Source organism: Nocardia sp. NPDC051321, assembly GCF_044455225.1.
Taxonomy (GTDB): Bacteria; Actinomycetota; Actinomycetes; order Mycobacteriales; family Mycobacteriaceae; genus Nocardia.
In genome coordinates, this window is sequence record NZ_JBITEM010000028.1 from 15699 (window position 1) to 30062 (window position 14364).

General features: G+C 67.5%; 12 protein-coding genes. 7 read left to right on the top strand and 5 right to left on the bottom strand.

Translation table 11 applies throughout. The features are described 5' to 3' along the window. Nucleotides 1–102: 102 nt before the first annotated feature. From ACIA8C_RS41930 to ACIA8C_RS41945, 4 genes are all read left to right on the top strand, one after another. Nucleotides 103–2562, top strand: coding sequence for a phosphoketolase (locus ACIA8C_RS41930; RefSeq protein ID WP_397144970.1), 2460 nt, complete (start codon nucleotides 103–105; stop codon nucleotides 2560–2562). Nucleotides 2563–2628: 66 nt separating this feature from the next. Continuing rightward, entirely contained in the window at nucleotides 2629–4185 is a 1557-nt protein-coding gene (locus tag ACIA8C_RS41935) for a 3' terminal RNA ribose 2'-O-methyltransferase Hen1 (RefSeq protein ID WP_397144891.1), read from the top strand. Next, complete coding sequence (locus ACIA8C_RS41940; protein WP_397144893.1) at nucleotides 4185–6779, top strand: polynucleotide kinase-phosphatase; 2595 nt, start codon at nucleotides 4185–4187, stop codon at nucleotides 6777–6779. The genes ACIA8C_RS41935 and ACIA8C_RS41940 overlap by 1 nt, the downstream gene beginning before the upstream one ends. Before the next feature lie 138 nt (nucleotides 6780–6917). After that, the gene (locus ACIA8C_RS41945) at nucleotides 6918–8144 is read left to right on the top strand and encodes a serine hydrolase domain-containing protein (RefSeq protein WP_397144895.1); all 1227 of its coding nucleotides are present in this window, start codon (nucleotides 6918–6920) and stop codon (nucleotides 8142–8144) included. A 1-nt stretch (nucleotide 8145) separates the two neighbouring features. Here the strand turns inward: ACIA8C_RS41945 and ACIA8C_RS41950 are convergent, their stop codons facing one another. Continuing rightward, nucleotides 8146–8541, bottom strand: coding sequence for a DUF1801 domain-containing protein (locus tag ACIA8C_RS41950; protein ID WP_397144897.1), 396 nt, complete (start codon nucleotides 8539–8541; stop codon nucleotides 8146–8148). A 68-nt stretch (nucleotides 8542–8609) separates the two neighbouring features. Here ACIA8C_RS41950 and ACIA8C_RS41955 point away from each other — a divergent pair, with 68 nt between their 5' ends. Beyond that, on the top strand, nucleotides 8610–9254 hold the full coding sequence (locus tag ACIA8C_RS41955; RefSeq protein ID WP_397144899.1) for a TetR/AcrR family transcriptional regulator: 645 nt from the start codon (nucleotides 8610–8612) through the stop codon (nucleotides 9252–9254). A 26-nt stretch (nucleotides 9255–9280) separates the two neighbouring features. On the opposite strand, the gene ACIA8C_RS41960 is transcribed toward ACIA8C_RS41955, so the two are convergent. After that, on the bottom strand, nucleotides 9281–10051 hold the full coding sequence (locus ACIA8C_RS41960) for a trans-aconitate 2-methyltransferase (protein WP_397144901.1): 771 nt from the start codon (nucleotides 10049–10051) through the stop codon (nucleotides 9281–9283). Nucleotides 10052–10327: 276 nt separating this feature from the next. Between ACIA8C_RS41960 and hspQ the strand changes: the two genes are divergently transcribed. Both hspQ and ACIA8C_RS41970 read left to right on the top strand, forming a co-directional pair. Beyond that, the gene (gene hspQ / locus ACIA8C_RS41965) at nucleotides 10328–10555 is read left to right on the top strand and encodes a heat shock protein HspQ (protein WP_397144903.1); all 228 of its coding nucleotides are present in this window, start codon (nucleotides 10328–10330) and stop codon (nucleotides 10553–10555) included. 80 nt (nucleotides 10556–10635) lie between these two features. After that, nucleotides 10636–11700, top strand: a complete 1065-nt coding sequence (locus ACIA8C_RS41970; protein WP_397144905.1) for a serine hydrolase domain-containing protein — start codon at nucleotides 10636–10638, stop codon at nucleotides 11698–11700. A 6-nt stretch (nucleotides 11701–11706) separates the two neighbouring features. Here ACIA8C_RS41970 and ACIA8C_RS41975 read toward each other — a convergent pair whose 3' ends face one another. The 3 genes from ACIA8C_RS41975 to ACIA8C_RS41985 form a co-directional block, all read right to left on the bottom strand. Continuing rightward, entirely contained in the window at nucleotides 11707–12174 is a 468-nt protein-coding gene (locus tag ACIA8C_RS41975; RefSeq protein WP_397144907.1) for a flavodoxin family protein, read from the bottom strand. Nucleotides 12175–12310: 136 nt separating this feature from the next. Then, the gene (locus tag ACIA8C_RS41980; RefSeq protein ID WP_397144909.1) at nucleotides 12311–13213 is read right to left on the bottom strand and encodes an RNA polymerase sigma-70 factor; all 903 of its coding nucleotides are present in this window, start codon (nucleotides 13211–13213) and stop codon (nucleotides 12311–12313) included. After that, nucleotides 13210–14358 carry an NAD(P)/FAD-dependent oxidoreductase gene (locus tag ACIA8C_RS41985; RefSeq protein ID WP_397144911.1) on the bottom strand — a complete coding sequence of 383 codons (1149 nt, stop codon included), beginning with the start codon at nucleotides 14356–14358 and terminating at the stop codon, nucleotides 13210–13212. Before ACIA8C_RS41985 ends, ACIA8C_RS41980 begins: the two co-directional genes overlap by 4 nt. Nucleotides 14359–14364 lie beyond the last annotated feature (6 nt).

Below are 14364 nucleotides of genomic sequence, written 5' to 3' on the forward strand. Positions count from 1 at the left end.
GCCGATGGTGATCGGCATCCCTACCGGACTGGTGAACGCGGTTCCGCTGGGTACCGCTCCCACACGGCCCGAGAACGTGAGGAGAGTCGGCAGATGACCCACATGGCGAGCGCGGGTGGTGACACCGCGGCAGACAATGTCGGCAGCGCCAGCGGCGAGACGGTCGCGCCGCGGTCCTATCGGCTGAGCGAGGTGGCCGGGCCGCTGGAGCCCGACGAACTGGTGTCGATCGACGCCTGGTGGCGTGCGGCGAATTACCTGGCCGTCGGGCAGATCTATCTGATGGCGAATCCGCTGCTGCGCGAACCGCTGCAGGCCGAACACATCAAGCCGCGGCTGCTCGGCCATTTCGGCACGGTGCCCGGATTGAATCTGGTGTGGGTGCACGCCAACCGGGCGATCCGGCAGCGCGGGCTCAATGCGGTGTTCGTCGCCGGGCCGGGTCACGGCGGGCCGGGGCCGAACGCGTGTGGCTGGCTGGAGGGCACGTACTCCGAGCTCTACAGCCACATTCCGCAGGACGCGGCAGGCATGGGTACGTTCTTCGCACAGTTCTCCTTCCCCGGCGGGGTGCCGAGCCACTGCGCGCCGGAGACGCCCGGGTCGTTTCACGAGGGCGGTGAACTCGGCTATTCGCTCATGCATGCCTTCGGCGCGGCACTGGATCAGCCGGATCTGACGGTGTTCTGCGTGATCGGCGACGGCGAGGCGGAGACCGGCCCGCTGGCCACCAGCTGGCACGCGAACAAGTTCCTCAATCCGGCGCGCGACGGTGCGGTACTGCCGATCCTCGCGCTGAATCAATACAAGATCGCCAATCCGACCATCCTGGCGCGGATTCCGGAGACGGAGCTGGTCTCGCTGCTGCGCGGGTACGGCTACGAGCCGATCATCGTGTCGGGCAGCGATCCGGCGGCGGTGCACCAGGCGATGGCGGTCGCGGTCGATACCTGCATGGAACGCATCGCGCAGATCCAGCGGGCCGCGCGCGGCGGCACCGACGGGGTTCGGCCCACCTGGCCGATGATCGTGTTGCGCACGCCGAAGGGCTGGACCTGTCCGCCGATGGTGGACGGCGACCCGGTCGAGGGCACCTTCCGCGCGCATCAGGTACCGCTGCCCGCGGCGCGCACCGACGCGAATCATCGTGCGGTGCTGGAACAGTGGCTGCGGTCGTATCGTCCGGAGGAGCTGTTCGACGAGTCGGGCAAGCCGGTGTCGGAACTGCTCGACCAGGTGCCCGTCGGCGATCAGCGGATGAGCGCCAACCCGGTGGCCAACGGCGGCACGCTCGTTCGCGACCTGAACCTGCCGGATTGGCGCGACTTCGGGGTCGAGGTCGCCACGCCGGGCGGGTCGCAGCACGAGGCGACCAGGGTGCTCGGCGGCTGGTTGCGCGAGGTCACCAGGAACAACCCGGACAACTTCATCACCTTCGCGCCGGACGAGCTTGCCAGCAACCGGCTACAGGACATCCTCGAGGTGACCGGCCGCAACTGGCAGGCCGAGATCGATGAATACGACGAAAAGCTCGACCGCACCGGCCGGGTGATCGAGGTGCTGTCGGAGCACATGTGCCAGGGACTGCTGGAGGGCTATCTGCTGACCGGCAGGCACGGGGTGTTCACCTGCTACGAGGCGTTCATCCACATCGTCGACGCGATGTTCAACCAGCACGCCAAGTGGCTAGACGCGAGTGCGGCGGTGCCGTGGCGGCGACCCATCGCGAGCCTCAATTACCTGCTGTCCTCGCATGTTTGGCGGCAGGACCACAATGGGTTCACCCATCAGGACCCTGGATTCCTTGACGTGGTGCTCAACAAGAAGGCCTCGATCGTTCGGGTCTATCTGCCGCCGGACGCCAACACCCTGCTGTCCACCTACGACCACTGCCTGCGCTCGCGGCACTACGTCAACGTGGTGGTGGCAGGCAAACAGCCGCAGGCGGACTGGCTTTCGGTGAACGACGCGGCCGAGCACTGCGCGCGCGGGATCGGCATCTGGGACTGGGCCGGGCACAACGACGAGCTCGGCAGCATTCCGGATGTGGTGCTGGCCTGTGCCGGTGACGTGCCGACGCTGGAAACCCTTGCGGCGGCGGCGATTCTGCGTGAACGACTGCCCGGCTTGCGGGTTCGGGTGATCAATGTGGTCGATCTGACGCGGCTGCAGCCACAGGACGATCATCCACATGGGTTGCCCGACAGCGAGTTCGACACGCTGTTCACCCATGACCGGCCGGTGATCTTCGCCTTCCACGGATACCCGTGGCTGGTGCACCGGCTCACTTACCGACGGGCCAATCACGCCGGACTGCACGTGCGCGGATATCAGGAGCGCGGCACCACGACGACGCCGTTCGACATGGTGATGCTCAATGATCTTGATCGGTTTCACCTGGTGATGGATGTGATCGATCGGGTGCCGAATCTGGGTGAGCGAGCGGCCGGATTGCGGCAGGAAATGGTGGACGCGCGGTGGGAGGCGCGGGCGTGGACTCGCGAGCACGGTGCGGACATCCCCGACGTCGCGGACTGGACGTGGCCGTATCCGACCTCTTGATGGTCGATCGGTGGCAAGGATGAAACTTCCTTGCGCAGGTTACGGCGGCTAAGCGACGATCGCTAGATGCTCCTGACGATCACCTGCACACCACCGGACGGCGCCGCGTGGCCGGCGACCGACCTGGGTTTCTTGCTGCACAAGAACCCCGATCGGGTGCAGGCGTTCGAGCAGTCCTACGGAACGGCGCACGTGGTGTATCCGGAGGCTACGGCCGCCCGGTGTACCGCGGCGCTGGTGCTGGAGATCGATCCGATCCGGCTGGTGCGTGGACGTTCGGGTGGCACACCGGATTTCAGTCTCGGGCAGTACGTGAACGATCGGCCGTACGCGGCGTCGTCGCTGTTGTCCGTCGCGATCGGCGCGGTGTTCCGCACCGCGCTGCACGGGCGCTGCACGCTGCGGCCGGAGCTTGCCGAGACCGCGCTGCCGTTGCGTATCGCGCTGCCAGCGGTGCCGTGTCGCGGCGGGGCGGAGGTGGCGGAACGGGTGTTCGCGCCGCTCGGGTGGACGGTGACGGCCACTCCCCTGCCGTTGGATCCGGCGTTCCCGGAGTGGGGTGACTCACATTATCTGCGGGTCGAGTTGTCCGGGACCGTGCGCCTGGCCGATGCGCTTTCGCATCTCTACGTGCTGTTGCCGGTGTTGGACGGGGCCAAGCACTACTGGGTCGCCGCCGACGAGGTCGACAAGCTGATCCGGGCTGGTGGCGGGTGGTTGGCCGAGCATCCGGAGCGCGGGTGGATCGCGCGGCGGTACCTGGCGCGACGGCAGTCGCTGGTGCGTACCGCGTTGGCGCGGCTGGCCGAGGTGGAAGAGGTGGAGCCGGAGGCATTGGACGCGGTGGAGGAAGCCGGCGACGAGAGCGACTCGAATGGCGTCGGCTCGACGCTGGAAGTCAGCGAAACACCCTCCACGGCAAGCCAAGTGGCCGAAATCGATAACACAACGAAAACGACGCGGAACACACCGTCTTTGGCGGTGACCCGGCGGGCCGCGGTGCGCGCAGCGCTGCACGAGGCCGGGGCGCGGCGGGTGCTCGATCTGGGTTGCGGCGAGGGGGTGTTGCTGCGGGAGTTGCTGTCGGACAAGACATTCACCGAAATCGTCGGTGTGGATGTTTCGATGCGGGCGTTGCATATCGCCGAACGCAAGCTGCGGCTGGAGCGGATGCCGGAACGGGTGGCGCAGCGATTGACGCTGCGGCAGGGCGCGCTGACCTATACCGACGCCCGGTTGCGTGGTTATGACGCCGCGGTGCTGATGGAGGTCATCGAGCACGTGGATCTGCCGCGTCTCGGTGCGCTCGAGCACGCGGTGTTCGCGGCGGCGGCGCCGGGAGCGGTGCTCGTCACCACGCCAAACGCGGAGTTCAATGTGCGCTACGAGACGTTGGCGGCCGGCACGTTTCGGCATGTCGACCACCGATTCGAGTGGACCAGAGCGGAATTCGCGGCCTGGGCAGACGCGGTGGCGGCGCGGCACGGGTATACGGTGCGGTTCGTGCCGATCGGCGCGCCGGATCCGGAGTTCGGTGCGCCGACGCAAATGGCCGTATTCACCAAGAACGAGTTCAACAACACCGAGGTCACCGCGACTTCGACGAGGGAAGGGGCGGCATGATGGCGGAACTTTCGGTGCCCGAGCTGTCCCTGGTGGTGTTGATCGGCAGCACCGGATCGGGCAAGTCGACCTTCGCGCGCAAGCACTTTCGGTCGACCGCGGTGGTGTCTTCGGATGCGTGCCGCGGCGTCGTCAGCGACGACGAGAACGACCAGTCGGCCACCGCCGAGGCGTTCGCCCTGCTGCACCACATCGCGGGTGTCCGGCTGCGGCGTGGCCTGCGCACGGTCGTCGACGCGACCAACGTGCAGGCCAAGTCACGGCAGGAATTGATCGCGGTGGCGCGGGCGCACGATGTGCTGCCCGTGGCGATCGTGCTGGATGTACCGGATTCGGTTTGCCTGGAACGTAATTCGTCGCGTCCGGACCGGGCCGCGCTCGGTGCGCACGTGGTGGTCCGGCAGCAGCGCGAGCTGCGGCGCAGCCTGCGTGGGCTGGAGCGCGAGGGCTTCCGCAAGGTGTACGTGTTGCGCGGGGTGGCGGAGGTCGAAGCGGCGACCATCGTCGACGAGAAGGCCTGGAACGACAAGCGGGAACTCACCGGGCCGTTCGACGTGATCGGTGATGTGCACGGCTGCCGCGGCGAATTGGAAACGCTGCTCGGCGAACTCGGCTATGCCCTCGACCGCGACGACGCGGGCCGCGCGATCGGTGCGCGTCATCCGGCGGGTCGCACGGCGGTGTTCGTCGGCGACCTGGTCGATCGCGGGCCGGATACCCCCGGCGTGCTGCGACTGGTGATGGGCATGGTCGCGGCGGGAACCGCGCTGTGCGTCACCGGGAATCACGAGAACAAGCTGGTGCGCGCCCTCGACGGCAAGCAGGTCCGGGTGGCGCACGGTCTGGCCGAGTCGCTGGCGCAGCTCGACGCCGAGGACGAGGTTTTCCGCAAGACTGCGCACGAATTCTGCCGCGGGCTGGTGAGCCACTACGTCCTCGACGGCGGCAAGCTCGTCGTCGCGCACGCGGGGCTGAAGGAGGAGTTCCACGGGCGCGCGTCGGGCCGGGTGCGGTCGTTCGCCATGTACGGCGAGACCACCGGGGAGACAGACGAATACGGGCTCCCGGTGCGCTACCCGTGGGCCAACGACTACCGCGGCCGGGCCACCGTGCTGTACGGGCACACGCCGGTGCTCGACCTGCAGTGGGTGAACAACACGCTGTGCCTGGACACCGGCGTGGTGTTCGGCGGCAGGCTGTCGGCGCTGCGCTACCCCGAGCGTGAGCCGGTTTCGGTTGCGGCGGAGTCGGTCTGGTACGAACCGGTGCGGCCGTTGGAGGCGACCACGATCAGCACGGCCGAGGGGGTGGTGCATCGGGATCCCGGCGTGCTCGACCTGGATGACGTGATCGGCAGGCGCGTGGTGGAGACCCGGTATCACGGCCGGGTCGGCGTGCAGGAGGAAAACGCCTGCGCCGCACTGGAAGTGATGAGCCGGTTCGCCATCGACCCGCGCTGGCTGGTGTATCTGCCGCCGACGATGTCGCCGTGCGCGACGTCAGAGCTGCCGGGCTACCTGGAGCACCCGTCGGAGGCGTTCGCGTACTACCGCGGCGAAGGGGTCGACCGGCTCGTGTGCGAGGAGAAGCACATGGGGTCGCGGGCGGTGGTCCTGGTTGCCCGGTCCGCACTGGCCGCGCGCGACCGCTTCGGCGTCGACGACGGTGGCACCGGCGTGATCTACACACGCACCGGTCGCCCGTTCTTCGACGATCCGGTGCATACCGAGACGCTGCTCGCCCGGGTACGCGCGGCCGCGGAGACCGCCGGGCTGTTCGACGAGTTGGGCAGCGAATGGCTGCTGCTCGACACCGAGCTGATGCCGTGGTCGGCGAAGGCAATCGGCCTGCTACGCAACCAGTACGCAGCCGTCGGCACAGCGGCGCGCGCGGCGCTGGGTGCCACCGCCGAGGTGCTGGCGGCGGTGGCGGAACGAGGCATGGACGTCGGCGATCTCGCGGGCCGTACCGGCGCACGCAAGGAGGACGCCGCAGCGTTCACCGACGCGTACGGCCGCTACTGCTGGCCGGTCGAAGGCATGGCCGGACTCCGGCTCGCACCGTTCCAGATCCTTGCTGGCGAGGGCGCGAATTACGCCGTGCGCGAGCATGACTGGCACCTCGCGCGGATCGATCGACTGGTCGCGGCCGACACCGATCTGTTCACGCCGACGGGACGCGTCTTCGTCGACCTGACAGACCCGGACAGCACGGCGGCCGCCACCACTTGGTGGACCGAACTCACCGCCGCGGGCGGCGAGGGCATGGTGGTCAAGCCACGACAGGCGCTGGTTCGCGGACCGAGGAAGTCCGAAGGTGCGGCCGGCGACGGCAGGCTGGTGCAGCCCGGCGTGAAATGCCGTGGCCCCGAATACCTCCGGATCATCTACGGCCCGGAATACCTGCGCGAGAACAACCTCGACCGCCTGCGTTCCCGCGGCCTCGGCCGCAAGCGCTCAATGGCATTGCGCGAGTATGCCCTCGGCCTCGAGGCGCTCGACCGGCTCGCCGCCGGTGAACCCCTGTGGCGGGTACACGAGGCCGTTTTCGCGGTGCTCGCGCTGGAGTCGGAACCCGTCGACCCGCGGTTGTGACGACGTACGCATCGCACGGCAACTTGTCTCAGACCCATTGCACGCGGCAACTGACACACGTTACCGTGGGTGTTAGCAAGCTGCTTGCAAGAGTTACCGCGGCGGCTTGGCTGGCGTACTGGACAAAGGAGTCTGACCATGCCGTTAGCGAGCTCGGACAGTCCCGGGACCATGCTCATCGACGACCGCTTCACCCTCGTGGCCGCGAAGTTCTTCGGCCTGTTCCGGCGCAAGCGGCAGGGCGGCGGCGGCCTCGCGGTCTACCTGCACGGCGCACCCGTGCTGGACATCTGGGCGGGCTGGGCGGACAGCGAGCGGCGCTGGCACGCGGACACGATGGCGCTGTCGTATTCGACCGGTAAGGGCGTCGCGGCCACCGTCATCCACCGGCTGGCCGAACGGGGTGTGCTCGATTACGACGCGCCGGTGGCCACCTACTGGCCGGAGTTCGCGGCGAACGGCAAGGAAAACATCACCATTCGCGACGTGCTGAATCATCGCGCGGGACTACAGCGCACCCGCGGGCTGGTGGACAACCCGGCGGACCTGCTCGACCACGATGCCTTGGCCGCCGCCATCGCCGCCTCCGCGCCGGACCCGCTGCGGCTGCGCGCGACCGGCTATCACGGGCTCACCTTCGGCACCATCGTCGCGGAGATCGCGCAGCGCGCCACCGGGCGCCCGTTCCCCGAACTGATCCGCACCGAACTGGCGGAACCGCTGGGCGACAACGACTTCTACTTCGGCGTTCCGCAGCATCAGCGGCATCGACTGGCCCAGCTGTCGCCGCGACTAGGTGTCGCGCGGGTGCCGTTCGACCGGATGATCGCCCCGTTCGCCTCGATGCGCGCCGTACACGCGGCACGCGGTGCGGTGTACGACGGCTGGGCGGACATGACGCTGGGCGAGCAGCCCTACGACACGATGATGCCCGGCTGGAACGGGGTCTTCACGGCTCGGTCGCTGGCGAAAATGTACGGCGCGATCGCCAACGACGGCATGATCGGCCACCGACGGCTGCTGCGACCGGAGACCACCCGGCTGATCGCGCAGATGCCGCCGAACGGGCGGTTCGACTATGTGCTCGGCGCCGCACCACATTTCGCGCTGGGCTACCACCGCGGCATCGTCGGCACCAAGCTGACCCGGCAGGCATTGGGGCACTTCGGGATCGGCGGCTCGGGCGGCATCGCGATGCCCGGGCTCGGCGTGTCCGTCGCGTTCGTCACCAATCACCTTGGCAACCATGCGATGTCATTGGGCGACGCACGACTGCCCGTACTCGCCATGCTCGCACAGCGAGCTGCCCGCGGTCTGGAAGACACCGGCGAACTGCCGGATTCCCTCGACGTCGCGGTCGGCTGAGTCAGCTTTCGCGTTTGAGCTTGCGCCAGCCACCGGCGCGATTATTCGCGATGATCTGCTGGAACATCGCGAGAAGCGGTGCGGCGGGGACTTTTTCGCCTTCTCGAACGGAGACGGTTCGTGCCGTCTTGTTGTCGTGCCCCGCGGTGATGATGCCGTCGGGGTCCGCCACCATGGCTCCGTCGTAGAGGAAGACGTTGACGTGTGTCTTCGCCGCGAGCAGCGCACAGATGTTGCCGTCGAGCACGAAGTACGGCTGCACGGTGCGCTTGATGGTCTCGACGACCGCCGGGTCGGCGGCGTGCACCAGCTCGCGCACCTCCCGGCAGATCGCTTGCTGCCAGGCGGGCAGCGCGTCGATATAGGTGTCGACGCGCGGATCAACCTCGTAGGACATGAGCCGATCCAAACACACACCGACTCCTCTGGTGACCATTTCTCGCCAGCCTGAGTACGATCGACCGTATGGAAAGTGGCCCCGACTCCGCGGTCCTCGCCCGGCGCGAGCCCGCCGAGATCACCGACAAACGCCTGATCCGCGGGGCGAAGACGCGACAGACCGTGCTGCGGCACGCGGTCGACATCGCTTCGCTGGACGGGCTGGAGGGGTTGAGCTTCGGCAGGCTCGCCACCGATGCCGGGCTGAGCAAAGCGGGCATCCAGACGCTGTTCAAGACCAAGGAAGCCCTGCAGCTGGCCGCCATCGATTACGCGCGTGACCTGTTCGTCGACGCGGTGGTCGAACCGGCAACGCCCGCGCCGCACGGTGTCGCGCGGTTTCGGGCGCTGGTCGAGAACTGGCTGGCCTATGTCGAGAGCCCGCTGTTCGCCGGCGGCTGCTTCTGGGTGGCAAGCATGCCCGAACAGGACAGCAGGCCGGGACCGGTGCGCGACGCGCTGTTCCGCGACCGCCGGGCGTGGGTACGCACCCTCGAGCGTGAACTGCGGCACGCGGTGACCGCGGGCGAGATCGTGGAAATCGACGCGGAGCTCGCGGCCTTTCAGATCGACGCCGTGCTGTGCGCGACCAACACGGCGTTGCGCCTCGACGACAACGACGCGATCCGCCGCGCGTGGCGCGTCGTCGACGGCTTCCTTACTTCACCCTGACCGCTGCCGGTCCGCGCGAATACGGCTCAGGCCGAGGGCTTGTGCGCGACGGCGAAGATTCGGCGGAACGGGAACCAGGTGGTGCCGTCGGATCTGGCCGGGTAGGCCACGCGCAGCCGGGGTGCCAGTTCGGTGCGGAATTCGCGCCAGTCTTCGTCATCCAAGGCCGCGCGGATCGGGCGCAGCGCGGTGCCGGATACCCACTCCAGCACCGGGTCCGGCCCCGAAAGTCGTTGCAGGTACGTGGTTTCCCACACGTCGACCGCGGTGTCATCAACCGCGAGAACCGTTGCGTATTCGGCTGGTCCGGGCACCGCGTCGGCACTGCGCAAGGCGATCTCGCCCAACTTTGCCTGCCAGCGTGCTTCGGTTGCCAGCGCACGAATCTCCCGGTGCGACGGCGCGTCGAAGTTGCCGGGCACCTGCATGGCGAACCAGGCGCCGGGCGCCAGCGCGTCGAGCCATTCTGGGAGCAGCGACAGGTGATCCGGAACCCATTGCAGGACAGCGCTACTGACGACGACATCGGTCTCGGCGTCCGGCGCCCAGTCGTTGACGTCGAGGACTCTGGCGTCGATCCCCCGCTCCCGCGCCTCCCGAACCATCTCCGGCGAGGAGTCGACCGCGTCCAGTTGCGCGTCCGGCCATCGTTGCGCGAGCACTCCGGTGAGATTGCCCGGCCCACAGCCCAAATCGATTACGCGGCGCGGCTTTTCGGCGTCGATCCGGCCGATCAGCTCGAAGAACGGGCGTGCCCGGTGATCGGCGAAGTCCAGATACTTCTTCGGATCCCACATACGAAACCCTTCTCGTAAACAGTACGAGCGTACTTAGTACGATTGTACTGTATGGCACCACCGCCTCGGTGACGCCACGCACGCCGCCAACCCGAACGCAGTTCGCACGGAAGAAACCGACCAGTTTGCCTCGTCCAGTGAAGGGGTACTCGGTCGAAATGATCATCTGCGGCAGGTGCCGCTCGGATCCGCGGTACCGCCAGGCCGGTACCAGTTGATCAATGTCGTTGCACGCAAGCCAGATACAGTGAGCTGTATCGGAAAGGTGCGTGAATCATGACGGAACCCAAATTCGCGATCGGCGATCGAGTCCGCCACGTATCCATGGGTCACCACGGTGTCGTAGTCGCCGTCGACAAAGAACACTCCACCGCCCACGACAGCAACGACCTCAGCCTCAACCCAACCATCCGCGCCAGCCCCTGGTACCAGGTGACCCTGGAAGACGAACAAGGCCAGCCGGTCGACACCTACCTCTCCGAATCCCAACTGGACTCCGAATAGCCAAAACCTGGCCGCAATAGTGTGTCCGTTGCCGGGAAAACAAGTGGCTCGAAGGGGTCGGCGCGGGCTAGGTTGCGCAGATGGCGGAGATCCAAGGCCGGTGTGCTGACCGGTTCGGTGCGGTCGCGGAGGCCCTGGCGGTCTCGTTGGACGGCGATGATGTCGGTGCTTCGGCGGCGGTGTATATCGACGGTGAAGCGGTGGTCGATATCTGGGGTGGGTACGTCGACGCGGCGCGCACGGTGTCGTGGGAGCGGGACACCATCGTCAATGTGTGGTCTACGACCAAGACGATGGTTGCGCTGTGTGCGTTGATTTTGGCGGATCGGGGCGAGCTCGACCTAGATGCGCCGGTCGCCGCCTATTGGCCGGAGTTCGCGGCGGCGGGAAAACAGCGTGTGCTGGTGCGGCATCTACTGGGTCACACTGCGGGACTACCGGTTTGGGATGAATCGATCACCGCGGCCGAGCTGTACTCTTGGCCGACCATGACCGCTAGGCTGGCCGCACAGGCTCCGCAGTGGGAACCCGGGATTACCGGCGGATATCACTCGATCACGTTCGGCTACTTGGTGGGCGAGGTCATCGCGCGGGTGACCGGACGCAGCGTCGGCAGGTTTTTCGCCGAGGAGGTAGCGGGGCCGCTCGGCGCGGACTTTCATGTCGGGCTGGCCGCTGAGCACGATCAGCGGGTGGCGACACTGATCGCCGCACCCGAGGGCGATAAACCCGAGGGGTTCGAGGTCGGGGTCTCCGATGCCAATACAGCGGCCTGGCGGCGGGCGGAGATACCCGCCATCAACGGTCACGGCAATGCCCGCTCCGTCGGCCTGGTGCAGTCCGTGCTGGCGTGCGACGGCACCGTCGGCGGCGTTCGGCTGTTGTCCGAGGCGGGCTGCGCGCGGGTCTTCGAGGAGCAGTTCCGTGGGACCGATCGTATTCTGGACCAACCGATTCGGTGGGGAATGGGTTACCGCCTGGAAAACCGCACCTGCTCGTGGGGCGGTTGGGGCGGCTCGCTGGTCCTCGTCGACGTCGACCGTCGGATGACGGTGTCGTACGTGATGAACCAGGTGCTGTGGGACGCAGGCTACGACCGGTCCCTCAGCGTCCTGATGGCCGCCTACGAAGCAGTCAGCGCCTGAGTCGGTTCAGGCCGCGATGTGGGTTCGGAGCCGCTCCGCGAACATGCGTGCCGCCGCGAGGTCGGCGCCGTTCGGCCGATCCTTCCGGATGCCGCCGACGAGCTTGAACGGGGCATAGGTGTCGAAGGCGCGGCAGGAGAAGGTGCCGGTTACCTCGAAACCCTTCTGCTGCAGCAGCTTTACCAGCGGGCGGGAGAAGCGCTGGAAGCGTGCCTCGGGAAGACCGCTGGTGGCGAAGACGAAGGCCTTGCGTCGTGGTTCCTGCGGGAGGGATTCGACGAACTCACGCAACTGGGCGTGGAAGGAGCCGAGGAAGATGCCCGAGCCGAAGCCGACGAGGTCGTAGCCGGCGAGTTCGGCCGGATCGAGCTGATCGGGGCTGACAACTCGGGCCGAGAGCACATGGCCCATGATGTCGGCGATTCGTTTCGTGTTGCCATGGGACACCGAGGTGCACACGAGGATGGCCTTCATGACGATGCTCCTTCATGTTGTGTTGATCCGGTCATCCTCGGAGACACCGCCCGATCCGCGACCGTGACATCCGGACGACTGTGGTCTCGATCACTTCCGCGGTACGCGATAACGCGTTGCACAGCAGCGGTTTCCATCAGGTGTCCCGCAGTCGGTCGAGGGGGCGAAGCAGGTCGGCGGAGCGCAGCTTTTCCGGATTGCGCATCGCGTACAGACCCGTGATGCGGTCACCATCTATTTCGATCATCAGGACGGTATCGAGACGCCGCTCGACGCCGGACCGGAACAACAGTGCGGGCAGCGCGTTGAAGCTGCCGAATTCGACGGCCATGTCCGCCATGCTGTTGCGGGCGAGTCCGATGAGGAATTTGGCGACCGGCGCGGCACCGACGACCGGGCGGCCCGCGACGATGACGTGACCGCCGCCGTCGGAGATCTGGACGACGTCGGGGGCGAGCACGTCCATCAGGTTTTGCACCTCGCCGGTGCGCGCGGCCAGCAGGAAGCGGTCGATCACCGCACGATTTGTCTCGGCGTCGGGGCGGAAACGTTTGCGGCGAGCCTGGACGTGTTCGCGTGCCCGGTGCGCGATCTGGCGCACGGCGGTGTCGGTCTTGCCGACCATCTCGGCGATCTCGACGAGGCTGTGGCCGAAGACCTCGGACAGCACGAACACGGCCCGCTCGGTCGGACTCAGGGTTTCCAGCACCAGCAGCATGGCCATCGACACCGATTCGGCCAGCAGCACGTCGTGGCTGGCGTCGTGTTCGGTGCGGATCGGTTCGGGCAGCCAGTTGCCAACGTAGTCCTCGCGGCGGCGGCGCGCGGACCGTAACTGGTTGAGCGCCTCCCGGGTAACGATCTGCACGAGGTAGGCGCGTGGATGCTCGACCTCGTCCTGGTCGATGCCGCGCCAGCGAAGGTAGCTGTCCTGCAACACATCTTCGGCGTCGGCCGCGCTGCCGAGGATCTCGTAGGCGATGGTGAACAGCAGCGGCCGGAACTGGTCGAACACGCCGGGTTCGGCTTGCTCGGTCATCGGACCGCGATCGAGTTCGGCACGGGCACTGGCGAAGCCGGGCCCGGCAGCCAGCGGTAGGCACGCGGGATCCGCATCGAGGTCAGCGTGAAGCGGCACACTCGCTCCTTCACCACCGCCGCCACCCGACCGGACAGCACGAACTCGCGCGCGCTGTCGTCGCGGTGGGTGGCCTGAATGAATCCGTCGCGCCGCCCGAGGCTGATCGCCTGTCCGGCCATGCCGAGCGACAGCGGTTCCGGTCGTTCCCCCTTGATCAACGCGAGCACCGTGTCGGCGCCGTGCGCGCCCATCGGTATCGCCGCCTGACAGCTCATCCTCAAGTGTTCCCCCACGTGCCGAGGTGGTGCGACGGCGTCACCGACGCCGACGATCCGTTCATGATCAACACACACCAACGTATCGTCGGCGCGCAACCGGCCGTCGGCGGACACCGGCAGGCCGCTGCGCAGTGCCAGGTCCGGCACGCCGAACGAGCCGGCCCATATCGTGCAATCGCTGGGCAGCAGGCTCGCGTCGGTCGCGACGCCGTCGGGCCGGATTTCGGTAACCCGCAGCCCGGTGCGCAGCCGCACACCGGCTTTCGCGAGTTTGCCCTCGATACTCGCTCGGCTCGACTCCGGCAGCCACCCGGCGACCGACCGCGAAACCAACTCGACTGCCAAAGACGGGTACCGGTAGGCGATTTCGGCGGCGGTTTCGATCCCGGTCAGGCCGCCGCCGATCACCACGACCCGCGCCCCCGCCGACAGTCCGGGCAATCGCCCGCGCAACGCGTCGGCACCGGCGAGGTCGGCGATACCGCACGCGTATTCGGAGCCGGGCGGGCCGGTGGCCGCCGTGCTACCCACCGCGTACAGCAGATAGTCGAATTCGAGTGCGGCACCGTCCTCGAGCCACACCGACCGCTCGGCGATCTCCGCCACGGTCGCCACCCGCAGGCGAACGTCGCGGTGCAGTAGCCCCCTTCGCTGCTGCACCGCGATCGATCCGCCTGCCGCGTGCTCGTGCAAACGAATCCGTGCCACGAACTCCGGCCGAGGATTCACCACCGTCACGCGCACGTCCGACCGCCCAACGGCGGCAAGCCGATTCGCGGCCATCACGCCCGCGTAGCCCGCGCCGACAACCACCACGTGCGCCACCGCAAC

Coding starts and splice junctions, on each gene's coding strand:
- hspQ (WP_397144903.1), top strand. CDS start 10,328: ATGACGGAACCCAAATTCGCGATCGGCGATCGAGTCCGCCACGTATCC.
- ACIA8C_RS41975 (WP_397144907.1), bottom strand. CDS start 12,174: ATGAAGGCCATCCTCGTGTGCACCTCGGTGTCCCATGGCAACACGAAA.
- ACIA8C_RS41940 (WP_397144893.1), top strand. CDS start 4,185: ATGGCGGAACTTTCGGTGCCCGAGCTGTCCCTGGTGGTGTTGATCGGC.
- ACIA8C_RS41935 (WP_397144891.1), top strand. CDS start 2,629: ATGCTCCTGACGATCACCTGCACACCACCGGACGGCGCCGCGTGGCCG.
- ACIA8C_RS41955 (WP_397144899.1), top strand. CDS start 8,610: ATGGAAAGTGGCCCCGACTCCGCGGTCCTCGCCCGGCGCGAGCCCGCC.
- ACIA8C_RS41960 (WP_397144901.1), bottom strand. CDS start 10,051: ATGTGGGATCCGAAGAAGTATCTGGACTTCGCCGATCACCGGGCACGC.
- ACIA8C_RS41945 (WP_397144895.1), top strand. CDS start 6,918: ATGCCGTTAGCGAGCTCGGACAGTCCCGGGACCATGCTCATCGACGAC.
- ACIA8C_RS41930 (WP_397144970.1), top strand. CDS start 103: ATGGCGAGCGCGGGTGGTGACACCGCGGCAGACAATGTCGGCAGCGCC.
- ACIA8C_RS41950 (WP_397144897.1), bottom strand. CDS start 8,541: ATGTCCTACGAGGTTGATCCGCGCGTCGACACCTATATCGACGCGCTG.
- ACIA8C_RS41980 (WP_397144909.1), bottom strand. CDS start 13,213: ATGACCGAGCAAGCCGAACCCGGCGTGTTCGACCAGTTCCGGCCGCTG.
- ACIA8C_RS41970 (WP_397144905.1), top strand. CDS start 10,636: ATGGCGGAGATCCAAGGCCGGTGTGCTGACCGGTTCGGTGCGGTCGCG.